This is a genomic window from Polaromonas sp. AER18D-145 (assembly GCF_002379095.1).
Lineage (GTDB): Bacteria > Pseudomonadota > Gammaproteobacteria > Burkholderiales > Burkholderiaceae_C > Polaromonas.
Genome location: NZ_NBZV01000045.1, coordinates 1 through 21,625 on the forward strand (window position 1 = coordinate 1; position 21,625 = coordinate 21,625).

Annotated in this window: 22 protein-coding genes; 12 read left to right on the plus strand and 10 right to left on the minus strand. The window is 65.3% G+C overall.

The window, feature by feature from the left end; genetic code table 11:
- Positions 1 to 110: 110 nt before the first annotated feature.
- The 5 genes from B7G52_RS18545 (at position 111) to folK (ending at position 4,936) form a co-directional block, all read left to right on the plus strand.
- The gene (locus B7G52_RS18545) at positions 111 to 1,181 is read left to right on the plus strand and encodes an AI-2E family transporter (RefSeq protein ID WP_096699011.1); all 1,071 of its coding nucleotides are present in this window, start codon (positions 111 to 113) and stop codon (positions 1,179 to 1,181) included.
- A gap of 186 nt (positions 1,182 to 1,367) precedes the next feature.
- Entirely contained in the window at positions 1,368 to 2,054 is a 687-nt protein-coding gene (gene hda / locus B7G52_RS18550) for a DnaA regulatory inactivator Hda (protein ID WP_096699012.1), read from the plus strand.
- Complete coding sequence (locus B7G52_RS18555; protein WP_096699013.1) at positions 2,051 to 2,740, plus strand: HAD family phosphatase; 690 nt, start codon at positions 2,051 to 2,053, stop codon at positions 2,738 to 2,740. The genes hda and B7G52_RS18555 overlap by 4 nt, the downstream gene beginning before the upstream one ends.
- A 62-nt stretch (positions 2,741 to 2,802) precedes the next feature.
- On the plus strand, positions 2,803 to 4,401 hold the full coding sequence (gene pcnB, locus B7G52_RS18560) for a polynucleotide adenylyltransferase PcnB (protein WP_096699014.1): 1,599 nt from the start codon (positions 2,803 to 2,805) through the stop codon (positions 4,399 to 4,401).
- Between the two features lie 10 nt (positions 4,402 to 4,411).
- Complete coding sequence (folK, locus tag B7G52_RS18565) at positions 4,412 to 4,936, plus strand: 2-amino-4-hydroxy-6-hydroxymethyldihydropteridine diphosphokinase (RefSeq protein WP_096699015.1); 525 nt, start codon at positions 4,412 to 4,414, stop codon at positions 4,934 to 4,936.
- Positions 4,937 to 4,940: 4 nt separating this feature from the next.
- Here folK and B7G52_RS23410 read toward each other — a convergent pair whose 3' ends face one another.
- Together B7G52_RS23410 and pdxH are read right to left on the minus strand one after the other, a co-directional pair.
- Positions 4,941 to 5,678, minus strand: a complete 738-nt coding sequence (locus B7G52_RS23410; protein WP_170954807.1) for a hypothetical protein — start codon at positions 5,676 to 5,678, stop codon at positions 4,941 to 4,943.
- Positions 5,679 to 5,764: 86 nt separating this feature from the next.
- Positions 5,765 to 6,409 carry a pyridoxamine 5'-phosphate oxidase gene (pdxH, locus tag B7G52_RS18575; protein ID WP_096699017.1) on the minus strand — a complete coding sequence of 215 codons (645 nt, stop codon included), beginning with the start codon at positions 6,407 to 6,409 and terminating at the stop codon, positions 5,765 to 5,767.
- Positions 6,410 to 6,503: 94 nt separating this feature from the next.
- Here pdxH and B7G52_RS18580 point away from each other — a divergent pair, with 94 nt between their 5' ends.
- The 4 genes from B7G52_RS18580 to B7G52_RS18595 all read left to right on the plus strand — a co-directional run bounded on the left by B7G52_RS18580 (position 6,504) and on the right by B7G52_RS18595 (position 10,488).
- Entirely contained in the window at positions 6,504 to 7,076 is a 573-nt protein-coding gene (locus B7G52_RS18580; protein ID WP_096699018.1) for a TetR/AcrR family transcriptional regulator, read from the plus strand.
- A 99-nt stretch (positions 7,077 to 7,175) separates the two neighbouring features.
- On the plus strand, positions 7,176 to 7,634 hold the full coding sequence (locus tag B7G52_RS18585) for a (2Fe-2S)-binding protein (protein ID WP_096699019.1): 459 nt from the start codon (positions 7,176 to 7,178) through the stop codon (positions 7,632 to 7,634).
- Positions 7,635 to 7,645: 11 nt separating this feature from the next.
- Positions 7,646 to 9,925, plus strand: coding sequence for a xanthine dehydrogenase family protein molybdopterin-binding subunit (locus B7G52_RS18590; RefSeq protein WP_096699047.1), 2,280 nt, complete (start codon positions 7,646 to 7,648; stop codon positions 9,923 to 9,925).
- Positions 9,925 to 10,488 (plus strand): NTP transferase domain-containing protein, encoded by a 564-nt coding sequence (locus tag B7G52_RS18595; protein ID WP_096699020.1) that lies wholly within the window; start codon positions 9,925 to 9,927, stop codon positions 10,486 to 10,488. Before B7G52_RS18590 ends, B7G52_RS18595 begins: the two co-directional genes overlap by 1 nt.
- A gap of 9 nt (positions 10,489 to 10,497) precedes the next feature.
- Here B7G52_RS18595 and B7G52_RS18600 read toward each other — a convergent pair whose 3' ends face one another.
- Together B7G52_RS18600 and B7G52_RS18605 are read right to left on the minus strand one after the other, a co-directional pair.
- Positions 10,498 to 11,013 carry a superoxide dismutase family protein gene (locus B7G52_RS18600; protein ID WP_096699021.1) on the minus strand — a complete coding sequence of 172 codons (516 nt, stop codon included), beginning with the start codon at positions 11,011 to 11,013 and terminating at the stop codon, positions 10,498 to 10,500.
- A gap of 62 nt (positions 11,014 to 11,075) precedes the next feature.
- Positions 11,076 to 11,702, minus strand: coding sequence for a gamma-glutamylcyclotransferase (locus tag B7G52_RS18605; protein ID WP_371329040.1), 627 nt, complete (start codon positions 11,700 to 11,702; stop codon positions 11,076 to 11,078).
- 102 nt (positions 11,703 to 11,804) lie between these two features.
- Here B7G52_RS18605 and B7G52_RS18610 point away from each other — a divergent pair, with 102 nt between their 5' ends.
- The 3 genes from B7G52_RS18610 (at position 11,805) to eda (ending at position 15,019) form a co-directional block, all read left to right on the plus strand.
- Positions 11,805 to 12,368, plus strand: a complete 564-nt coding sequence (locus tag B7G52_RS18610; protein WP_096699022.1) for an OmpA family protein — start codon at positions 11,805 to 11,807, stop codon at positions 12,366 to 12,368.
- A 177-nt stretch (positions 12,369 to 12,545) separates the two neighbouring features.
- Complete coding sequence (edd, locus tag B7G52_RS18615; protein ID WP_096699023.1) at positions 12,546 to 14,366, plus strand: phosphogluconate dehydratase; 1,821 nt, start codon at positions 12,546 to 12,548, stop codon at positions 14,364 to 14,366.
- Between the two features lie 38 nt (positions 14,367 to 14,404).
- Entirely contained in the window at positions 14,405 to 15,019 is a 615-nt protein-coding gene (gene eda / locus B7G52_RS18620; RefSeq protein WP_170954809.1) for a bifunctional 4-hydroxy-2-oxoglutarate aldolase/2-dehydro-3-deoxy-phosphogluconate aldolase, read from the plus strand.
- Between the two features lie 84 nt (positions 15,020 to 15,103).
- Here eda and B7G52_RS18625 read toward each other — a convergent pair whose 3' ends face one another.
- The 6 genes from B7G52_RS18625 to B7G52_RS18650 form a co-directional block, all read right to left on the minus strand.
- Positions 15,104 to 16,531, minus strand: coding sequence for an amidohydrolase family protein (locus tag B7G52_RS18625; RefSeq protein ID WP_096699024.1), 1,428 nt, complete (start codon positions 16,529 to 16,531; stop codon positions 15,104 to 15,106).
- On the minus strand, positions 16,528 to 17,604 hold the full coding sequence (locus B7G52_RS18630) for an aromatic ring-hydroxylating dioxygenase subunit alpha (protein WP_096699025.1): 1,077 nt from the start codon (positions 17,602 to 17,604) through the stop codon (positions 16,528 to 16,530). Before B7G52_RS18630 ends, B7G52_RS18625 begins: the two co-directional genes overlap by 4 nt.
- Positions 17,591 to 18,649, minus strand: coding sequence for a Rieske 2Fe-2S domain-containing protein (locus B7G52_RS18635; RefSeq protein WP_096699026.1), 1,059 nt, complete (start codon positions 18,647 to 18,649; stop codon positions 17,591 to 17,593). Before B7G52_RS18635 ends, B7G52_RS18630 begins: the two co-directional genes overlap by 14 nt.
- A 13-nt stretch (positions 18,650 to 18,662) precedes the next feature.
- Positions 18,663 to 19,637, minus strand: a complete 975-nt coding sequence (locus B7G52_RS18640; protein WP_096699027.1) for an ABC transporter substrate-binding protein — start codon at positions 19,635 to 19,637, stop codon at positions 18,663 to 18,665.
- Between the two features lie 152 nt (positions 19,638 to 19,789).
- Entirely contained in the window at positions 19,790 to 20,257 is a 468-nt protein-coding gene (locus tag B7G52_RS18645) for a RidA family protein (RefSeq protein WP_096699028.1), read from the minus strand.
- Complete coding sequence (locus tag B7G52_RS18650) at positions 20,254 to 21,609, minus strand: FAD-binding oxidoreductase (protein WP_096699029.1); 1,356 nt, start codon at positions 21,607 to 21,609, stop codon at positions 20,254 to 20,256. Before B7G52_RS18650 ends, B7G52_RS18645 begins: the two co-directional genes overlap by 4 nt.
- Positions 21,610 to 21,625 lie beyond the last annotated feature (16 nt).

The window sequence follows — 21,625 nt, forward strand, 5'->3', positions numbered from 1 at the left end:
GGAGGAGGTGGTCATGCTGCTTGGGTGGTGGGAAGGGGCCGGCGGGACGGACATGCAAGCCCGATAGAATCCAAGCCAAGATTCTAAGGGTTCACCCCCCGTCCGCCTGCATGCAATTTACTTCTGCCCAAAAACGTACAGCCGCCTGGTGCCTGATCGCGGCCCTGGTGATGCTGGCGTTGTGGCTGCTGGGGCCGGTGCTCACGCCTTTTGTGGTGGGTGCCGTGCTGGCCTATGTGCTGACGCCGGTGGTGAACTGGCTCGATGGCTTGGGCCGCGGACGGATGCCGCGCGTGCTGGCCGTCCTGATCGTGGAGACCCTGTTCATCCTGATTCTGCTGTCCATCCTGTTGCTGGTGGTACCGATTTTTGCCAAGGAACTGCCGCTGCTGCGCGAGCAGTTGCCGTTGCTGGCCGATCGCGTCAACACCGCCCTGGGGCCTTGGCTGGCGCAGTTCGGCATCAAGGTGTCGCTGGATGTGGCCAGCATCAAGGCCTTTGTCGTGAAGTACCTCAGCGCCAACTTTGAAGATGCCTTCGGCTCGGTCCTGTCCTCGCTCAAGCTGGGCGGCAGCGTGGCACTGGCCATCGTGGGCAATGGCGTGCTGATTCCAGTGGCCCTGTTTTTCCTGCTCAAGGACTGGGACCGCTTCGTCGGCCTCGTGGTCGAGCTGGTGCCGCCCAAGCTGCGCGTTTCGTTTGACAGCTTCATGGCCGAGTCCGACCTGGTGCTGGGCCAGTATCTGCGCGGCCAGTTTCTGGTCATGGGCACGCTGGCGGTTTATTTCAGCGTGGCGCTGGCCGTGTTCGGGTTCGATTTGGCCGTGCCGGTCGGTGTGTTCACCGGCCTGGCGTTTTTCATCCCTTACCTGGGCTTCGGGCTGGGGCTGGTGCTGGCCCTGCTGGCCGGCGTCCTCCAGTTCGGCGGTCTGTATGGCGTGCTGGTGGTCGCCGGCGTGTATGGCGCGGGGCAACTGGTCGAGAGTTTTTACCTGACCCCGCGGCTGGTCGGTGAGCGTATCGGCCTGCACCCGCTGGCCGTCATTTTTGCCCTGCTGGCTTTCGGGCAGCTGTTCGGCTTTCTCGGCGTGCTGATTGCCTTGCCGGCCAGCGCGGTGCTGCTGGTGGCGATTCGCCGCATGCGGGCCAGCTACATGCTGAGCAAGCTGTACCAGAATTGATATGGCCCCCACGCTTGTCACTTCGCGTGCCTACGGCGGTGCGCTGCCCCTTGCACGAAGAAGAGGGGCGCTGCGCCTGCGGCCCGGCCAAGCCGGTTCCGAGGCCCTTGCTGGTGAAGAGGGAATTCCTGTGCTCTCCACTGCGTTTGTGCCTCGTGCCATGAACCACGCTGAAGGGGGGCAACGATGAAGCAGATTGCACTGGACATCGGGCTGGCATCGCCCCCGTCGTTCGCCAATTTTTTTGCCGGCCCCAACGAGGCGGCGCTCAGGCACCTGGAACTGTGGGCCGGCAACAGCCTGCGCTCCCCGGTGCCGACCTACCTGTGGGGAGAGCCCGGCAGCGGCAAGACCCATCTGCTCAAGGCCGTCAGCGAGGCGCTGCGCGAGCAGGGCGCGTCGGTGGGCTGGCTCGATGCCTCCATGCTGGAGCCGCCCGAATTCAACGACAACTGGGCGGCGGTGATCATGGACGACTGCCACCTGTACACCGCGGTGCAGCAGCAGGCGGCCTTCAACTGGTTCGTCAATGCCCTCAATGCCGCCGACGGTCACCCGCGCTGGGTGCTGGCGGCCGGCAACGCGCCGCCGGCCGACCTGGCCCTGCGCGAAGACCTGCGCACCCGCCTGGGCTGGGGTCATGTGTTTGCGCTGCAGGCCCTGACCGAGCCGGAACGCCGTGCGGTGCTGCGCCAGGAGGCCGACGCGCGCGGCGTGTTCCTCAGCGACGAGGCCATGGATTTCATCCTGAGCCGCTTCTCGCGCGACCTCGGCAACCTGATGCAGCTGCTGGACCAGCTCGACGCCTACGCGCTGCAGACCCAGCGCGCGATCACGATTCCGCTGATCAAATCCATGCTGGAGACACTGTGACATCACGCCCGGGCGCCGCAAAACGGCGCGTAGCCCTGTTCGACCTCGACCACACCCTGATTCCCATCGATTCCGACTACGAGTGGGGCGAGTTCACGATTGCACTGGGCTGGTGCGAGGGCCACGAGTTCAAGCGCCGCAACGCCGAGTTTTTTGCCCACTACCAGGCCGGAACGCTCGACATCCATGACTACATGCGTTTTGCCACCCAGGCCATCCGGGAGCAGGGTGCTACAAAATCGATAGCTGCTCACGCCCGTTTCATGAGCGAAATCGTGCAAAAAGGCATACAAGCCGCGGCGCTGGACCTGGTCCGCAGCCACCAGGCGGCGGGTGACGACACCGTCATCGTCACCGCCACCAACGAATTCGTGACCCGGCCCATCGCCCAGGCGTTCGGGGTGGCCGAGCTGATTGCGGTGGAACTCGAGCGTGACGCCGGCGGCCAGCTGACCGGTGAAATCCGCGGCATACCGTCTTTCCGGGAAGGCAAGGTGGCGCGGGTCCAGCAGTGGCTGGCCGACCGCGGGCTGCACTGGGAGGCGGTGGAGAGTACTTTTTACAGCGACTCCATGAACGATCTGCCCTTGCTGGAAAAAGTCACGCACCCGGTGGCCACCAACCCCGAGGAGCGCCTGCGGGCGATCGCCACCGAGCGCGGATGGCGCATACTTGAGCTGTTCTAACTGCTGGAGGCCATGCCCCTTGCCCTGCAAGCGCGGCCAGCCCGGCACAATCTCCTGATTCCATGATCAAAAAATTTATCGACAAGCTGTTTGGCAAGTCTGCCAGTCCCGCCAGCGGTGCCACCCGGTCCAAAAAATCAGTTTTCGGGGAGCGCCGCGAAGTCGGCCCGCAGGACCATGCGATCAATCCCAAGCTGGTCGATGAGCGCGCGATGGACGTGGTGCACACCCTCAAGCGGGCCGGCTACGAGGCCTTCATCGTCGGCGGTGCGGTGCGTGACCTGCTGGTCGGCCTGCGTCCCAAGGACTTCGATGTGGCCACCAACGCCACGCCCGAGCAGGTCAAATCGCTGTTCCGCCGCGCCTTCATCATTGGCCGGCGCTTTCGCATCGTGCATGTGATTTACGGCCGCGGCCGCGAGCACGAGGTGATCGAGGTCTCGACCTTCCGCGCGCACCTGGACAGCAGCCTGGCCGAGCAGGTCGGCGGCAACGAGCGCACCAGCAAGAGTGAACTCGCCGGCATGAAACACGCCGTGGACGCCTCCGGCCGCGTGCTGCGCGACAACGTCTGGGGCCCGATGGAAGAAGATGCCGCGCGGCGCGACTTCACCATCAACGCCATGTATTACGACCCGGAGACGCAGATCGTGGTCGACTACCACCACGGCATCCGCGACGCGAAGAAAAAAATCATCCGCATGATTGGTGATCCGGCCACGCGTTACCGCGAAGACCCGGTGCGCATCATCCGCGCCGTGCGTTTTGCCGCCAAGCTCAGCGAGCTGGGTTTCAAGTTTGAAGACAAGACCGTGGCGCCCCTGCGCGAGATGAAAGGCCTGCTGGCCGACGTGCCGCAGTCGCGCCTGTTTGACGAAATGCTCAAGCTGCTGCAAACCGGCCACTCGCTGGCCAGCATCGAGCAGCTCAAGTTCCTCGGCCTGAACACCGGCATCTACCCCTTGCTGGATGTGGTGGTGGACACGTCGGAAGAACCCTTCCTGCAACTGGCGCTGCTCGACACCGACCGCCGTGTCGGCGAAGGCAAGCCGGTCGCGCCCAGCTTTCTGCTGTCCTGCGTGCTCTGGGCCGATGTGCGCGAAGGCTGGGCGCGGCGCCTCAAACGCGGCGAACACACCATGCCCGCGCTGCAGGATGCGATCGACGATGCCTTCAACGCCAAGATCGGCGATGTGTCGGGCCGCGGCAAGCTGGGCACCGACATGCGCGAGATCTGGACCATGCAGCCGCGCTTTGAAAAACGCACCGGCAGCTCGCCTTATTCGCTGCTGGAGCAGCCACGTTTTCGCGCCGGTTTTGACTTCCTGCGCCTGCGCGCGCAGACCGGCGAGATCGAACCCGAGCTGTCCGAGTGGTGGGAGAAATTCAGCACCGCTTACGACGACGAACGCCACGAGATGATCGAGCAGGCCAGGCTCGAGCAGTCGAAAAAACCGCAGCCACCGCGCACCCGCGTCAAGCGCGCCGAAGGCGATGCGCCGCGCAGCGACGATGCCGGCCATGGTCCGGCACCTGCGCCCGAAGCCGGCGAGTCCGGTGAACCCGCGCCCGCCAAAAAACGCCGGCGCCGCCGCAAGCCGGCCAACCGCGAAGGCGGCCCGGCTGCCGGTCCGGCGTCGGACGCCCCCACCGACTTTTAAGTCAGCCGGCATGGGGACGGCCCTGCGCCCTGAACGCCCCGAACCTGTCACGGCTTACGTGGCGCTGGGCGCCAACCTGGGTGACGCCGCCGCGGCGGTGCGGGCGGCCATGAACGCCTTGTCTGACCTGCCGCTGACCCGGGTCACCCGCCGCTCCAGCCTGTACCGGACCGCGCCGCTGGCCGACGCGGGCGACACGCCCGGCCTGGCCGCCGGTGGCGACTACATCAATGCCGTGGTGGAAGTACAGACGGCACTGAGCGCGCCCGAGCTGCTGCGCCAGCTGCAGGCCCTGGAACAGGCCGCCGGCCGCGAGCGGCCCTACCGCAACGCGCCGCGCACGCTGGACCTTGATCTTCTTTTGTACGGCAGTGGCCGCATGACGTCGGCGCAGTTGGTGCTGCCGCACCCGCGCATGGATCAGCGTGCTTTTGTGCTGGTGCCGCTCGCGGAGATTGCGCCGGCGCTGGTGTTGCAGGCGCAGCTTGATGCGGTGGCTCACCAGCGCATAGAGCGGTTGAGCAAGCTGGCCTAGTCACTTACGGCTTCACATCACTCAGCTTTGTCCCCCACGAGATGCGAGCCAATTGGGGAAAGAATGGTTCGGTGACGACATCTATGGAGCGCGTTAGCTCCCATATCTGCGCTGATCGTTCATCTATTTGGGCCGGTAAGGTTGCGACCGATTTTTCGAAAAACTCTGACTCGCCGGCCCAACTTAATGAAACAAAACGAAATTCTGAGGTTCTAGGGTCGTGGACCCAACGTCCGTGGGCGTAGTCATTGCGGAGCGTTCTAATGGTTTCCGCGTGCGCAATCCAGGCATCCCACTTAGAGCGGTGTGCAGTTTTTGCGTAAGGTTCAGTTTGTTCAACCAAGCCGCGAAGACAATCGAGTCGCAACTTCATGGGAATGGTTGGCTTGAGAAGTGCGAGAACAGCCGTTGCATTATTTGAATAGCTTTTAATCTTCAAGCCTAGACTTACATCGAACCATGCGTAGGCTTCCATTAGTCCGCCAATGCTTCGGTGCAATTCGGCCTGAGCATTCTCACGGTCCTTCAACCGCATTCCGAGCAAAAGGATCTCTGCGGCTTCGCGCTTCTTGCGTCCCTCAGCTATTTGCGCAAGTACGCTGGGAGAGTAAGTGGCTTCTCGCGCTACCCGCGCTCTGAGTGCATCGCCAGAGATATCTTCGCGTTGATTCGCGGGATTTTCTTCTGGGAAATCTTCAAAATAATCTGACCATTCACCCATGATTTGAGTTCTTAGTTGCAAGGGCTATCCGCTGTGCGTCAAATAGACGCATTGTATTTTTCATGTAAACGGTCTGACCCTGAAGTACATCGGCAGATGAACAGGCACTAAGGCGCCAGGCGCTCGCGCAGCCAGCCGGCCTCGACCTGGGTGTAGCGCAGCCGGTCATGCAGCCGGCTCTTGCGGCCCTGCCAGAACTGCCAGTTGTCGGGCTTGAGCCGGTAGCCGCCCCAGTGCGGCGGCCGTGGCGGTTGCAGCAAAAATTTCGCGCCGTATTTCGCCGCATTGGCCAGCAGCACGCTGCGGCCTGAGATCACCTGGCTTTGCGGGCTGGCCCAGGCGCCGATACGCGAATCCAGGGGCCGGCTGTGGAAATACTCGTCGCTTTCCTCGGCAGAGACTTTTTCGACCAGACCTTCGATGCGCACCACGCGCTCGAGCTCGACCCAGTGAAACTGCAACGCGGCGAAGGGGTTGGCGGCCAGCTCCTGGCCCTTGCGGCTGTCATAGTTGGTGTACCAGACAATGCCGCGCTCGTCATACCCCTTGATCAGCACCACGCGGGTCGAAGGCCGCCCGTTGGCGGCCACCGTGGCGACCGTCATCGCATTGGGCTCGGGCACCTCGGCCGCAATGGCTTCCTTGAGCCACTGGTCAAATTGCTGCAGCGGGTCGGCATGCGACGCCTCTTCGTTGAGTTCGGCGCGCTCGTAGCTTTTGCGCAGGTCGGCAATGGAGTTGGACTGGCTCATCCACACGATTGTGCACGGTCTGGTGCGGCCCCAATGTTTATGAAGACGGGTTAACTTGAAGCCGAATTAATATTCGGTTATATTCGCGCTTCCGATGAAACCCAAAGACGACGAAAAGCAGCGCGCGATCGCCGAGGCCACCTTTACCCTGGTGGCCCAGACCGGCCTGAGCGGGCTGACCATGGCCGACATCGCCCGGACGGCCGGCATCGCCACCAGTACGCTGTACGTCTATTACCCGTCCAAGGACGAGTTGATCAGCCAGCTCTACCAGGACGCCAAAACCGCCACCATGCAGCGCCTGATGGAAGGCGTGGTGCCTGGCGCCTCGCTGCGCAGCCGGGTGCGCCGCATCTGGGGCAACCTGCTGCGGCACCGGCTGGAGCGTTATGCCGAAGTGGTGTTCCAGGAGCAGTACTACAACTCGCCCTGGTTCACACAGGGCAACCGCGAACTGTCGACCCGACTGGCTGCCGGTTTTCTGGCACTGATGGAAGAGGGCCAGCAGCAGGAGATTTTCAAGCCGGTGCCCCTGCCGCTGCTGACGGCCAGTGTGGTGGGCTCGGTGCGCGAAACCGCCAACCTGATCCGCACCGGGGTGTTGCCCGACGACGAGGCGGTGCAACTGGCGGCCTTCACGCTGTGCTGGGACGCCATCAAGGCCTGAGCGTCACGCGTCATGCTAATGCCCACCTAATTTAAGCGAATAAGAATTCGTCAACTTTTCCTCCATTCCCCAAAGACAGTCCCCACAAGGAGTTCCACGATGCCCACCCTGAACATCAACGGCAAAGACGTGCCGGTCAATGCCGACGCTTCCACCCCCATCCTCTGGGCCCTGCGTGACACGCTGGGCATGACAGGCACCAAGTTCGGTTGCGGCGCCGCCCTGTGCGGCGCCTGCACCGTGCATCTCAACGGCGCGGCCATTCGCTCCTGCGTGACGCCGGTGTCGGCGGCCGTGGGCCAGAAAATCACCACCATCGAAGCCGTGGGCAATGACCGCGTCGGCAAGGCGGTCCAGGCCGCCTGGGTCAAACACGACGTGGCCCAGTGCGGCTACTGCCAGAGCGGGCAGGTGATGAGCGCCACCGCGCTGCTCAAGACCCAGCCCAAACCGACCGACGCGGACATTGACGCGGCCATGGCCGGCAACATCTGCCGCTGCGGCACTTACGTGCGTATCCGCGCTGCCATCAAAGACGCCGCCGTGGCCCTGGCTTGAAGGAGATCGCCATGTACAGCACCACTTCTTCCGACATCTTCAATCAGTTGCCAAAAGGCCTGCAAGTCCTTGCACAACAAGCGCAAGGTGCTCCTGAAAACGGAGCAATGGCAGGCCTGCAACGACGCAGTTTTCTGAAAGTTGCGACGGCCGGCGGGTTTGCTCTGGGCGCGTTTCCGCTGCTGGCGCAGGCCCAGGGCGCCGCGCCCGCTGCCGCTGCTTCCGCGCTGAAGCCGACGCAGCAGCCTTCGGCCTTTGTGCGTATCGACAAGGACGGTACCGTCACCGTCACCATCAACCGGCTCGATTTCGGGCAGGGCGTGCAGACCGGCCTGCCGATGATCCTGGCCGAAGAACTCGACGCCGACTGGCGTCTGGTGAAAAGCCAGCACGGCAATGCCGACCCGGCCTATGTGGACCCGGCCTTCGGCATGCACCTGACCGGCGGCTCGGGCTCGATCAAGAATTCGTACACGCAGTACCGCGAGCTCGGCGCCCGCACACGCGCCATGCTGGTGTCGGCGGCCGCGGCGCAGTGGGGCGTGGATGCCGCCGGCCTGCGCACCCGCGAAGGCGTGGTGATCGGCCCCGGCGGCAAACGCCTGGGGTATGGCGAGCTGGCCGAAGCGGCGATGAAGCAGCCGGTGCCGGAGCAGGTCACACTCAAGGACCCGAAGCAGTTCCGCATCATCGGCCAGCCCACGGGCCGCCTAGATGCACGTGCCAAATCCACCGGCACCCAGAGTTATGGCATCGACGTACGTCTGCCCGGCATGCTGACGGCGGTGGTCGCGCATCCGCCGGTGTTCGCCGGCAAGGTCAAATCGCTCGACGACGCCGCTACGCGCGCCATCCCCGGCGTCAAGGGCGTGTTTCGCGTGCCGCTGGACCGCGGCGGCGAGGGCGTGGCCGTGGTCGCCGAGGGTTACTGGGCGGCCAAGCAGGGCCGTGACGCACTCAAGGTCGAGTGGGACAGCAGCGCGGTCGAGAAGGTGGACAGCGCAAAACAGCTGGCCAGCTACCGCGCGCTGGCGCAAACCACCGGGGCCATCAAGTACGCCGCCGATGTCGGCAAGCTCGCCGCCGCGCCGAAAAAAATCAGCGCCGAGTTTGTGTTTCCCTACCTCGCCCATGCGCCCATGGAGCCACTCAATTGCACCGTGCAGTTCAGCGGGCAGGGCGCCGACACGCGCGCCGAACTCTGGCTGGGCACGCAGATGCCGGGGCTGGACACCATGGCGGCGGCCAAGGTGCTGGGCGTGACGCCGCAGAACCTGAAGATGAATGTGCAGATGGCCGGTGGCGGTTTCGGCCGCCGCGCCATTCCGAGCAGCGACTACGTGGTGGAAGCCTGCGCCGTCGCGAAAGCAGCACGCGCCGCCGGCCTGAACGGTGCGGTGCGCACCCTGTGGAGCCGTGAGGACGACATCAAGGGTGGCTACTACCGGCCCATGCATGTGCACCGCGCCGAGATCGGTCTGGATGCGCAGGGCAACATCCTGGCCTGGGACCATGTGATCGTTGGCCAGTCCATCGTGACCGGTTCGCCCTTTGAAGCTTTCATGGTCAAGGACGGTGTGGACGGCACCATGGTCGAGGGCATGAGGGAGCCCTACGACATTCCGATGCGGCTGTCGGTGCACCATCCGAAGGTCAACGTGCCGGTGCTCTGGTGGCGCAGTGTCGGCTCGACCCACACCGCCTATGTGATGGAAACGCTGATCGACGAGATCGCGCGCAGCAGCGGCCAGGACCCGGTGGCGTACCGCATGAAACATTTCGGCAGCCAGCACCCGCGCCACCGCGCGGCGCTGCAACTCGCGGTGGACAAGTCCGGCTATGGCAAACGCACGCTGGCGGCCGGGCGCGCCTGGGGCGTGGCGGTGCACGAGTCCTTCAACACCGTGGTGGCCTACGTGGTCGAAGCTTCGGTCAAGGACAAGACACCGGTGCTGCATGCGGTCACGGCCGGCGTGCACTGCAACCTGGCGATCAACCCGACCAGCATCGAGGCGCAGATTCAGGGCGGGGCGCTGATGGGTTTGTCCATGTGCCTGCCGGGTGCGGCCATCACGCTGAAAGACGGCGTGGTCGAGCAAGGCAACTTCGGTGACTTTGCGGTGCCGCGCATCACCGACATGCCGGCGGTCGCCGTGTTTGTCGTGCCGAGTGCCGATGCGCCCACAGGTCTCGGCGAGCCCGGCCTGCCGCCGCTGGCGCCGGCCTTTGCCAACGCCGTGGCGCGCCTGACCGGCCAGGCGCCGCGCGAGCTGCCTTTCAAGCTGGCCTGATGGACGCAACCCGGCCTGAGACCGATTTGCCCACGGTGCTGGTGCTGGCCTCGGGCCGCGGTGAACGTTTCACTGCGTCCGGCGGCCACACCCACAAGCTGCAGGCCCTGCTGGCTGGCAAGCCGGTGCTGCAGCACACGCTGGACGCGGTGATTGCCAGCGGCCTGCCCTGGCACCTCGAAGACGCGGGCCATCCCGGCATGGGGGACTCGATTGCGGCGGCGGTGCGTGCCACGCCGGATGCGGCGGGCTGGCTGGTGCTGCCGGGCGACTTGCCGCTGGTGCGCAGCGACACGCTGCAGGTCGTGGCCCGGGCGCTGGCGCAGCACGCGGTGGTGATTCCGCTGTACCAGGGCGTGCGCGGTCACCCCGTGGGGTTCTCCGCGGTTTGCCGGGACGGCTTGCTGGATTTAAAGGGAAATCAGGGTGCAGCGCCCGTGGTACGGGCGCAGGACGCTCTCAATTCAGTAGCGTCTCTGGCGCTCGACGATGTCGGCATCGTGACCGATGTCGATACCGTGGACGATCTGGCGCGCGCCGAAGCGCTGCTGGCGGCGCGCTGATCATGCGGTCTAGTTCTGGGCGATGACCGCGCAAGCCAGCCGCGGGCCGGCGTTGCCGGTTGGCTGGGTTTTGTAGTCATCGGGGTCGCGGTGAACAATCAGGCCTTTGCCGACGATGTTGGTCACGCCGCTGCCGACGGCCAGGGAACCTGATTCAAAGTTGAAGCGGGCGATGCCGCCGGCATCGGCTTTCAGGCTGGGCAGGTCGCCGGTGTGGTGCATGCCCATGCCGTGGGCGCCATGTGGCGCGCCGGTGGGGTTGAAGTGCCCGCCCGCACTCATGCCGTCGCCGCTGGAGCAGTCGCCTTTTTCATGCACATGGAAACCGTGTTCCGCATTCGGCTTGAGGCCGCGGATCTCGCCGCTCACAAGAACCTTGTTGCCCTTCTGGACAAAACTGACGCTGCCGCTGGTGGCATTGCCGGTGGTGGGCTGCAGCTGCGCGGTGGCGCGTGGGCCGCTGGGGCTGCTGGCACAGGCGCCGAGCAGGGCGGCCGTGGCAAAAAGAAGAAAGGCTGTTTTCATGGTGTCTCCAGGTTACGGACAAGTTCCAAGTCGTTGCGGAAAGACTTCTATGACGCATGACTTTAGGCCTGCGGCCCGTCGCTGGCAATCCCTGCTTGCGAGAGTTTGAGCAGGCGCGCCAGCCTGGGATCCGAAATGCCGTGGCTGTGCAGGCTTTCCAGCGTCTGGCGTGCATAGTCGTGCGTGGTGCCGTAACAGCCGCAGGCGCTTGAGAAAATCTGCCGGTAACGCGTCTCGCTGAGCTCGCCGGTGAAGCTGGGGCTGCGCCGCGACAGGGTGAATGCCAGCGCCTGGACCGGTCCCTTCTCGGTGTTGCAGCGCAGCGAGCGCGGGTCATAGAGCGCCGTGACCATTTCGCGCAGCCAGAGCCTGGCCACCACGTCCGGCACTTCGTGCCGGGGCACACGGTAGACCACGCCGTGGCAACTGCCGCCCGAGAGCAGCGCAAACACCAGCCCCGGGCACTCGGGCGTGCCGCGGTTGATGCGGCTCCACATCTTCAGCGCCCGGTGCCAGCCGTGCACCCGCGCGCGCCGCAGTTCGGCAAAGTCGAAATCGGGCCGCCAGATCAGCGAGGCGTAGCCGAAAATCCATAGGTCCTCGCGGCCGCCCCACTGGTGCAGAAAACGCTCCAGCATGGGCGCCGGATCACGCAGGGCTGGCGGGTCGTAGTGCGGGGTAGTTTCCACAGTCACACTTTACAATGACCGGCTCTCACCGGCGAAGCTGCCGGTTATTTTTTGCGGCTGGCACAGGCGCCGCAGCCTGTGCAGTTTCACGGAGTTTTATCCATGTCTTCTCCATCGGATGATGACCAGCTGGGTCTGGTCCTGGGCCTTGTTTTTGCCCTTGTTGCCCTCGTGATCGCGCTGGCGATAGGCGCTGCGCTGCACCGCCGGGACACGCCGGCCCTGTCAGCGTTGACCACCCTGCCAAGCGCCGCCGCGTTGCCGGTGATGGCCGCGCCGTTGCCGGCTGCGCCGGCCCCTGCCGTGCCGCCCGCGCCGTCGCAGCAGGCCGTGTCGGATGCCGCCAGCATCACGGTGGAATACGGTGTGGTGAAATTTTATTTTGCGTCCGGCAAGGCCGATCTGGCCCCCGGTGCCGGCGTGGCCCTGGTCGATGTGGTCAGGGCCGCCAGGACCGGCAAGAAAGTGGTCATTACGGGTTTTCACGACCCCAGGGGCCATGCCGCCGTCAATGCCGAACTGGCCCGCCAGCGCGCGCTGGCAGTCCGCGATGCGCTGAAAGCAGCGGGTGTGGCCGACAGCCAGATCACCCTGCAAAAACCCGAGCAGATGGCCGGCTCGGGCAGCGACGCCGAGGCGCGCAGGGTCGAGATCAGCTTGCAATAAGGCTGCAGTAAAGCGGCGCACCCCGGGGGCCTTTATGGGCTGCGGTAGCCCTGCTTTTGTCCTTGCGCGGTGCCTGGTCTGTAACCCGCGCCTTTCCAACGGAGGAGTAAACAAGTACGATGAGCAACGTAATAAAGTTACCGACTCATCTTCAGCCACCTGTTTGGCCCGCACCCCATGACCCTTCATTCCACCGTCGCCGACGTCACCGCGCGCATCCGCGAGCGCAGCCGTGCGACGCGCAGCGCCTACCTCCAGCGCCTGGACGGCGCGGCCACACGGGCCATCAGCGTTGATCGCATGGGTTGCGGCAACATCGCGCACGCGGTGGCCGGCATGCCGCTGGATGACCGGTTCAAGGTGGTCACACAGCGCGCACCCAACATCGGCATCGTGACCGCCTACAACGACATGCTGTCGGCGCACACGCCGCTGCAGCCCTATCCGGACCTGATCAAGTGGGAGGCGCGCTTGCACGGTGCCACCGCCCAGGTCGCCGGCGGTGTGCCGGCCATGTGCGACGGTGTCACGCAGGGCACGCCGGGCATGGAGCTCAGCCTGTTCAGCCGCGACGTGATTGCCATGGCGACGGCCGTGTCCCTGAGTCATGACATGTTCGACGCCGCGCTGATGCTCGGTGTGTGCGACAAGATCGTGCCGGGCCTGCTGATAGGCGCGCTGCATTTCGGCCACCTGCCCATGGTGTTTGTGCCGGCCGGCCCCATGCCGTCCGGCCTGCCCAACAAGGAAAAAGCCCGCGTGCGCGAGCAGGCCGCGCAGGGCCTGGTCGGCCGCGCGGAATTGCTCGAGGCCGAACTCAAGAGTTACCACAGCCCCGGCACCTGCACCTTTTACGGCACGGCCAACAGCAACCAGATGCTGCTCGAAGCCATGGGCCTGCACGTGCCCGGCACCGCGTTTGTGAACCCCGGCGGCGACCTGCGCGACGAACTCACGCGCGAAGCGGCACGCACGGTGCTGGGCATCGTCAAATCGTCGAAACGGTTTTCACCGATCGGGAAAATCGTCGACGAAAAGGCCATCGTCAATGCGATGGTTGCGCTGCTGGCCACCGGCGGCTCCACCAACCACCTGATCCACTGGGTGGCCGTGGCGCGTTCGGCCGGCATCCTGATCGACTGGGACGATTTTTCTGCCTTGTCCGCGGTGGTGCCGCTGCTGACCCATGTCTATCCCAACGGCAGTGCCGACGTGAACCAGTTCCAGGCAGCCGGCGGCACGGGTTTCGTGATCCGTGAACTGCTCGACGCCGGCTTCATGCACGAGGACGTGCTCACTGTGCGTGAGGGCGGCATCCGCGAATACACACGTGAGCCGGCCATGGTGGACGGCAAGCTGGCCTGGCACGAGATGGGTGCGACGAAAGACGAGGCCATCGTGCGGCCGGCCAGCGCGCCTTTCAGCGCCACCGGCGGCCTCAAGCTGCTGCAGGGCAACCTGGGGCGCAGCGTGATCAAGGTTTCGGCCGTGCCCGACGACCGCCATGTCATCGAGGCGCCTGCACGCGTGTTTGATTCGCAGGAAGACCTGCATGTGGCTTTCCGTGCCGGTGAACTGGAGCGCGACGTGGTCTGTGTGGTGCGCTGGCAGGGCCCGCAGGCCAACGGCATGCCCGAGCTGCACAAACTCACGCCGCCGCTGGCGGTGTTGCAGGGCAAGGGTTTCAAGGTGGCGCTGGTGACCGACGGGCGCATGAGCGGCGCTTCGGGCAAGGTGCCGGCGGCCATCCATGTGTCGCCGGAAGCGGCGGCCGGCGGCCCGCTGGCGAAAGTGCGTGATGGCGACATCGTGCGGGTGGACGCACTCGCCGGCACGCTGGAGGTCAGGGTTGCGGCCGACGAGTGGGCGGCGCGGCCGACCGCGGTCATGCCGCAGGCGCTGCGTGATGCCAATGGTCAGGGGCTGGGGCGCGAACTGTTTGCCGGCATGCGCCGGCACGCGCTGACGGCCGAAGAAGGAGCGTTATCGTGGATGTGAGTATCGATATCCAGGGACCGCTGACGGCCCTGCAGGTGATGCAGGATGCGGCGGTGATTCCGGTGATTGTGTTGACCGATGTGGCGCATGCCGTTCCGCTGGCGCGTGCGCTGGTGGCCGGCGGGATACGCATGCTGGAAGTGACCCTGCGCACGCCGCAGGCGCTGGCCTGCATCGAGGCGATTGCGCGTGACGTGCCCGAGGCGGTGGTCGGCGCGGGGACCGCGCGCAGCGCCGCCGACGTGCAGGCCTGCGCGATGGCCGGCGCGCGTTTCATCGTCAGCCCGGGTTACACCCACGCCGTCGGCGCGGCCTGCCGCGATGCGCACCTGCCGCTGTTGCCCGGCGTGGCCACGGCCAGTGAAATCATGGCGGCGCAGGAAGACGGGTTCACCGAACTCAAGTTTTTCCCGGCCCTGCAGGCGGGTGGGCTGGCCATGCTCAAGGCCTGGAACGGACCGTTTGGCGACGTGACGTTCTGCCCCACCGGCGGCATCACGGCAGCCAACGCAGCCGATTTTCTGGCACTGCCCAACGTGGTGTGTGTCGGCGGCTCCTGGCTGGTGCCGGCCGATGCGCTGGCACGCGGCGATTGGAGCCGGGTGACCGAGCTGGCCCGGCACGCCAGCGAGTTGCCGCGGCCGCTGGTTTAGGGTCAGTTCCATCATCAAATCGGCCTGCAGCCCTTGTTTGACGGGCGCAAAATGCTATCAAAAGAAGAGTGTTTTTGTGGCCTGCTAGCCGCCCGCTGACGCGCCGGTGAGCTTGGCCACTGCCGCGCGGGCCTGCTGGCCCAGTTCGGCCAGATCCAGGCCGGGAATGGCACCCTCGCGCACGATCTCCTGTCCGCCCCGCAGCAGCGCCTTCAGGTGCGCCGCACCGCCGCTGGCCACCGGGCCAATGGCCGGGTCGTGCAGACCGAAATAACGCGGGTCGCGGTCCAGCGCGTAAATCGCGATGTCCGCCGCCTGGCCGGGCGCCAGCGTGCCGATGCCGGGCAGGCCCAGCACTTTGGCGCCACCGGCCGTGCCCCAGCGCACCACGTCTTCGACCGTCGCGCTGGCCGCTGCTTCGGCTTCGCCCTGGCCGCCGCGACACACCGGCACGGTGGCTTCACCGGCTTTGGCGCGCTGCATCAGCCAGGCCGCATGGGTTTCCGACAACATGTCCGCGGCTTCGTTGGACGCCGCACCGTCCACACCGATGGACACCGCAGCGCCGGCGGCTTCAAGTTCGCGCACCGGCGCGATGCCGCTGCCCAGTCGTCCGTTGCTTTGCGGGCAGTGCGAAATGCCGGTGCCGGTCGCGCCCAGCAGCGCGATTTCGTCGGCATCGAGCTTGACCAGGTGAGCGAACCAGACGTCGCTCCCCAGCCAGCCCACGCTTTCGCAGAACTGCACCGGCTTCATGCCGTGCTGCGCAAACACGCTGTCCTGGTAATGCACGGTTTCTGACAAATGCGAATGCAGGTGCAGGCCGAGGCGGCGTGCGACGTCGGCGCATTCGCGCAGTTCCTGCGGACGCATCGAGTGCGGCGGCGTGGTCGGCGCCACCACGATGCGCTGCATGGCATCGGGCGCGCTGTCGTGAAAACGCGCGGCCAGGCGTTCGATGTCGGCGAGGTAGCCGTCCAGGGTTTCCGGCCGCGAGGCGGGCGGCAGCTCACCTTCCTTCTGGCGCGACAAGGTGCCGCCGCCGCGGCAGAGCACAAACCGCAGGCCCAGCGCCGCGGCTTCTTCGAACAGGATGGCCGAGCCGTCGTAAGGCATACCCGGCCAGTAGTGGTAGTTGTGATCGGCCACGGTGGCGCAGCCCGACAGCGCAAGCTCGACCAGGCCGATGCGCGCCGCCAGCCGGAACATGCCTTCGTCCATGGCCGGGCGCAGCCGCATCGGCGTGGCCGCGAGCCAGGGCGTCAGCGTGGCGTTGATGCCCAGCGGGTCGCCCTTGAGCAGCGACTGGAACAGGTGGTGGTGGGTGTTGACCCAGGCCGGGTAGACCACGCAGCCGCCGGCGTCGATCTGGCGCTCGCCCGGCCCGGGTGTGAGCTTGCCCATGGCGGCGATCTTGCCGCCCAGCACGCGGATGTCCGGCCCGGCGTGCCGCGCGGCGCTGCCGGGCCGCCCGGTCAGGATGGCCGCGGCGTTGCGGATCAGGACATTCATGCCGCCGGTCTGCCATGAACCGCGATCGGGATGCGCTTTTTCTGCAGGGAGGGCGAGCCGCGGTGGATTTCCTCCTCGCCGTGCGCGCGCAGCAGGTCCAGCAGCTGCCTGCGTATCACCAGGCCGGGTTTGTCCGAGGGCATGTGAAACTCCACCTTGCGTGTCGTGTCCACGCAGGCGTCGGCATCGGTGGCTTCCAGGATGTCGCGGTCTTCGGCGGTGATGGCGGCGTCCCAGTCAATCAGCTTTTGCGTCGGGCAGCTTTCCTCGCTGTCGTTGCGGTACAGCCACTGCACCAGCATCATGCGTTCGTCGTCGATCGGCGTGGCGCAGTTATAGATGATGTGGTCGACGCCGCTGGCCGGGTAGGTGCAACCGAAGCGCCGCGCAAACGGCAGGTAGTAGCGGTTGATCAGGTGGCGCTCGGTGATGGGTTCGGTCGTGCCAGTCACGCGGTGGCCGGCTTCCGGGTTGCGGATCGGCACATGGGTCTCGGCTTCAAACCCGTAATCGGTTTCGCGGAAGATGTAGGGCGCTGGCTTGGGCTGCTCGAGGATGCCGAAGTTGGCCTTGTGCACATAGGAAAAATGCGAGTTGTCGAAGGAGTTTTCCATCATGCGCAGGGGGCTGGTTTTCCATTCTTCGTAGAACTGGAAAATCCGGCGGTAACCGGGCGCACCGTCCTCGGGGAAATGCGGAATCGGCTTGAGCGGGTCCTCCAGCGCGACCCAGACGTAGCCGTATTTTTCCTGGGCGCGGTAGGCCGGCACTTTGGCACCCGCCGGAATCAACATGTCGGGGTTTTGCGGAATCCGCACGCAGCTGCCGGTGCAGTCATAGGTCCAGCCGTGGTAGCCACAAACGATGTTGCCGTTTTCGACCGTGCCTTTGGACAGTTTGGCGGTGCGGTGGCAGCAGCGGTCGCGCACCGCGGCCGGTGTGCCGTCGGCCTGTTTCCACAGCACGATGTCTTCGCCCATCAGGGTGAAGGGCTGGGGGCCGGCGTCGAGTGTCGTCATAGGCATCAGCGCGTACCAGAAGCGGCGCAGCACCTTCTGTTTAGTGGTCAGCATGAGCAGCCTCCTTCTGGACTGGGTGGATACGCGTCCAGCCGAATTTCTCGGTCTCGCCGTGCTCTTGCAGCAGCTGCAGCAGGCGCTTGCGCATCAGCATGCCCGGCCGGTCGCTGGCCATGCTCTGCTCGTCGCGGCGGGCCACGTCTACCGGCGCGTCGGCGTCCACCGACTCCAGGATGACCTTGTCTTCCAGCACCACTTTGGTGTCCCATTCGTTGAGCAGCTCGGCCGGGCAGTCCGCTTCGCTGTCGTTGCGGTACAGCCACTGGATCAACTGCACGCGGTGGTCGTCGATGGGCGTGGCGCAGGTGAAAATGGTGTGTTTGATGCCGCTGGGATAGACCAGGCCCAGCTTGCGCAGGAAGGGCATGTGCCACTGGTTGGAGAACTGGCGCTTCGTCGTCGGCTCGGTCGTGCCGGTGATGCGGTGCGACTGCGGCGGGTTGTTGATGCTGATGACCATGCTGGCCTCGAAGCCGTAGTCGGTTTCGTCCAGCGCGAATTGCTCCGGCTTGGGCTGGCCGCCCTGGCCGAAGGTGCCGGCGTGGACGAAGGCGAAGTGCGCCGAGTCGAAGGAGTTCTCCATCAGCCGCAGCGCGCCGGTGGCCCAGGCTTCGTCGAACTGGTGGATGCGGCGGTAGCCCAGCGCCTCTTCCTCGGCGTCCGGCAAGGGCAACAGCGGGTCGTCCAGCGCGACCCAGGCGTAGCCGAATTTTTCCTGGCAGTGGAAGGCAGGCACGCGCGCGCCGGCCGGGATCTGCAGGTCGGGCGCCTGCGGGATTTTCACGCAGGCGCCACTGCAGTCGTAGGTCCAGCCGTGGTAGCCGCAGACGATGTGGTCGCCCTCGACAAAACCCTTGGACAGTTTGGCGGTGCGGTGGCAGCAGCGGTCGCGCACGGCGGCGGGCGTGCCGTCGGACTTTTTCCATAGCACGATGTGTTCACCGAGCAGGGTGAAGGGCTGGGGGCCGGCGGCGAGTTTGTCCATCGGCATGACGGCGTACCAGAAGCGCCGCAAGACCGGTTGTTGGGTGACGAGCATGGCTGGTTGTCCCTTACTTCTTCAGGTCCTTGAGGAACTGCAGCGTGTAGGCCTGCTGCCAGTTCGGATTCGGCTTGAGCTGGCCGCTGGTGACCATCAGTTCGTAGGTCTGTTTCCAGCGCGCGTCGGTCATCACGCCGGCGCCCGCTTTGGCCGCATCGCCGCCGTCGAGGAACTTCATCTCCTTCATGGTCTTGACCGAGTAGGCGATCAGCTCGTCCTCCATTTTGGGGTTGTCCTGCTTGATCAGGGCGTTGCCCGGTGCCGGGTTGTCCAGGTAGCTTTTCCATCCTTCCAGCGTGGCCTTGACGAAACGCTGCACCAGCTCGGGCTTGTCCTTGACCATCTGCCGCGTCGTGACGATGGTGTTGCCGTAGGGCGGGTAGCCTTCATTGGCGAACAGGAAGAACTTGATTTTCTGGCCGGCCTTCTCGGCGAGGAAGGGCTCGGAGCCGGGGTAGCCTTGCTGCGCCACGTTCTTGTCGGCGAAAAAGGGGGCCATGCTGAAGCTGTAGGGACGGGTCTGGTCGTCCTTCAGGCCGTGCTTGATCTTCAGCCAGGGCCACCAGCTGGTGCGGCCGCTGGTGGCCAGCAGGATGGTCTTGCCCTTGAGGTCGGCCAGGCTGTTCACGTCAGGATGCGTGACCATGCCCTGCGGCTCCATCTGGAACACGGCCGCGACCGTGGTCAGGGGCACGCCATTCTCGATGGCCGACAGGGTCTGGAAGTCCTTGCCCATGATGAAGTCGGCCTGGCCGGCGGCGATGATCTGGATCGCGTTGACCTGCGGGCCGCCCATCTTGATGGTGACGTCGAGGCCGTATTTTTTGTAGATGCCGGTGGCAATCGCCTGGTAGTAGCCGCCGTGCTCGGCCTGCGCGTACCAGGAGGTGAGGAAGGTGACCTTGTCCTGCGCTTGGGCCAGGCTGGCCGTGGCGGCCAGCGCGAGCGCCGGCAACATCTTGCGAACGAGTGTGGGGAATGACATTGAGGTTTCTCCGGTTATGTTGATCAACACAAAGCGCCACCATGGCGCACGTCGGGAGGGTTCCCGCCGCCAGAGCAATGACCCGCGGTACCTGGACCGTTGCCTGCTTCTACTCTGAAAATCAAGACGCAAATTTCATGCCGCGCCAGGGCTTATCGGGGCAAATAAATCGTGGCCTCCACCTCAATCAGCGCGCCGTCGCCGGGCATGAAACGCGACACCTCGACCACCGTGCTGGCCGGCGGCTCGCCGGGGTAAAACAGGCCGCGCACGCGGTTGTAAAAGGGGTAGTGGCGCAGGTCGCGGAAGTACTGCACCAGCTTGACCACGTCGGCCATGCTGCCGCCGTGTTCGACGGCCAGCTGGCGTATGCGTTCGAGCACGAACCAGCTCTGCGCGACAGCCGGGGCTTCATAGATGTCCACCGTCATCTGGCCGGTGACATAACCCAGGCTGCGCAGGGCTTGCACAGCCTCGGGCGGCAAGTCGTCATAAGCCTGCACCACGGCCTGGCGCGCCGGATCGACCGCAACCACGCCGCTGACAAAAACGAAATCGCCGGCGCGCCGCGCGGCCGCGTAGTTGGCCATGGGCCGGCCCATGCCCGCGCCCGGGCTCATGCGTCCATCCAGGCGCGCACCTTGCCGGGGTTGAGCAGGTTCAAGGGGTCGAAACGGCGCTTGATGTCGAGCACGGCGGGCGACAGCTCGCCACCGGCCTTGCCGTCTTCGACGATGAACACATGCGGGTCGTTGATGCGCACGCCGTTGTCGCGGTGGATCTGCATGATTTCCTGCAGGCGCTCCTCGGTCGTGAACTTCACGAGCTGCAGCGCCGTGCAGGTCAGCAGGCCGTCCATGTTGCGTATGAATTCGGTGTGCATCAGCACCTCGCCGCCCAATAACTTTTCCATGCGTTTGACCTGCTCGACATGCTGGCCCGCGACAAAGGCGCTTTGCAAATAGGTGATGCCCTTGTCCACCTTCAGCGCATTGAGCGTGGTGTGGTTCCAGGTGTATTCCAGCAGCGTGCGGTTGCTGGCGGCAATTTCTTCGGCCGTCTTGCGGTAGGTGACCGTTCCCTGGTACTGGGCCACCAGTTCCAGCAGCGGCACCTCGCTGCTGGATGCGGCGGCCACGATCACGGCGTGGCAACCAGCCGGCAGGTAGTTGGCCAGCTGCTTCATGTAGTCCGGAATGGGCGCGGCCAGCAGGCAGACTTCCTTCTTGACGATGCCAGGCGCGCGTGCGACGGCGTCGCCGAACTCCAGCGCCTCGTCGAAACTGCCGAAGGTGACGATGTTCTCCATCCAGTCGTGCACCGGCGCCAGTCCGACCTCGACTTCCAGCACCAGGCCGTTGGTGCCCCACATGTGGTGCATCAGCAGCGCTTCGGGGCCGCACAGCTCGATGAACTGCGGCTCCTCCTCGATGGTGATGGCGCGCACGCCCAGGATGTTGCCGCGCGCGGCGAGCGGTCCGTAGTTGATGGAGCCGACGCCGCCGAAGCCGCCGCCGAACAGTCCGCCCAGCGTGGCGCTGCGGAAGGTGGAGGGGATGCAGCGCAACTCCTGGCCATGCGGTTTGGCGGCCTTGTCGAAATCGCCGAGGCGTATGCCGGCCTGGGCGCGGCCCGTGCCGCCGCGCACCCAGAGAAAGGCGTTGTAGCCGCTCATGTCCAGCACCACGCCGCCCTGCAGCGGCACGGCCTGGCCATAGTTGCCGGTGCCGCTGCCACGCACGGTGATGGGTACACGCAGGCGAGCGCACAGGCTGACCAGGCGGCGGATTTCGTCCTCGTTGCGCGGGCGCACCACGGCGGCGGCGCGTTTGCCTTCGAGCTGGCGCTTGAGCACCGGGCTGAACCAGGAGAAGTCCTGGGACAGGCGCGTGATGCGGCCTTCGTCGGTGACCCAGTCCAGGTCGGCGAGTTCGGCGTGGAGTTGTTCGATGGGATGGGCGGGAGCGTTCACCGTGGGTCTTTCAAGT

Excerpts from the sequence above, each read along its gene's own strand:
- B7G52_RS18545 (WP_096699011.1), top strand. The coding sequence starts at position 111 with ATGCAATTTACTTCTGCCCAAAAACGTACAGCCGCCTGGTGCCTGATC.
- hda (WP_096699012.1), top strand. The coding sequence starts at position 1,368 with ATGAAGCAGATTGCACTGGACATCGGGCTGGCATCGCCCCCGTCGTTC.
- pcnB (WP_096699014.1), top strand. The coding sequence starts at position 2,803 with ATGATCAAAAAATTTATCGACAAGCTGTTTGGCAAGTCTGCCAGTCCC.
- folK (WP_096699015.1), top strand. The coding sequence starts at position 4,412 with ATGGGGACGGCCCTGCGCCCTGAACGCCCCGAACCTGTCACGGCTTAC.
- pdxH (WP_096699017.1), bottom strand. The coding sequence starts at position 6,409 with ATGAGCCAGTCCAACTCCATTGCCGACCTGCGCAAAAGCTACGAGCGC.
- B7G52_RS18580 (WP_096699018.1), top strand. The coding sequence starts at position 6,504 with ATGAAACCCAAAGACGACGAAAAGCAGCGCGCGATCGCCGAGGCCACC.
- B7G52_RS18585 (WP_096699019.1), top strand. The coding sequence starts at position 7,176 with ATGCCCACCCTGAACATCAACGGCAAAGACGTGCCGGTCAATGCCGAC.
- B7G52_RS18590 (WP_096699047.1), top strand. The coding sequence starts at position 7,646 with ATGTACAGCACCACTTCTTCCGACATCTTCAATCAGTTGCCAAAAGGC.
- B7G52_RS18595 (WP_096699020.1), top strand. The coding sequence starts at position 9,925 with ATGGACGCAACCCGGCCTGAGACCGATTTGCCCACGGTGCTGGTGCTG.
- B7G52_RS18600 (WP_096699021.1), bottom strand. The coding sequence starts at position 11,013 with ATGAAAACAGCCTTTCTTCTTTTTGCCACGGCCGCCCTGCTCGGCGCC.
- B7G52_RS18610 (WP_096699022.1), top strand. The coding sequence starts at position 11,805 with ATGTCTTCTCCATCGGATGATGACCAGCTGGGTCTGGTCCTGGGCCTT.
- edd (WP_096699023.1), top strand. The coding sequence starts at position 12,546 with ATGACCCTTCATTCCACCGTCGCCGACGTCACCGCGCGCATCCGCGAG.
- eda (WP_170954809.1), top strand. The coding sequence starts at position 14,405 with ATGCAGGATGCGGCGGTGATTCCGGTGATTGTGTTGACCGATGTGGCG.
- B7G52_RS18625 (WP_096699024.1), bottom strand. The coding sequence starts at position 16,531 with ATGAATGTCCTGATCCGCAACGCCGCGGCCATCCTGACCGGGCGGCCC.
- B7G52_RS18630 (WP_096699025.1), bottom strand. The coding sequence starts at position 17,604 with ATGCTGACCACTAAACAGAAGGTGCTGCGCCGCTTCTGGTACGCGCTG.
- B7G52_RS18635 (WP_096699026.1), bottom strand. The coding sequence starts at position 18,649 with ATGCTCGTCACCCAACAACCGGTCTTGCGGCGCTTCTGGTACGCCGTC.
- B7G52_RS18640 (WP_096699027.1), bottom strand. The coding sequence starts at position 19,637 with ATGTCATTCCCCACACTCGTTCGCAAGATGTTGCCGGCGCTCGCGCTG.
- B7G52_RS18645 (WP_096699028.1), bottom strand. The coding sequence starts at position 20,257 with ATGAGCCCGGGCGCGGGCATGGGCCGGCCCATGGCCAACTACGCGGCC.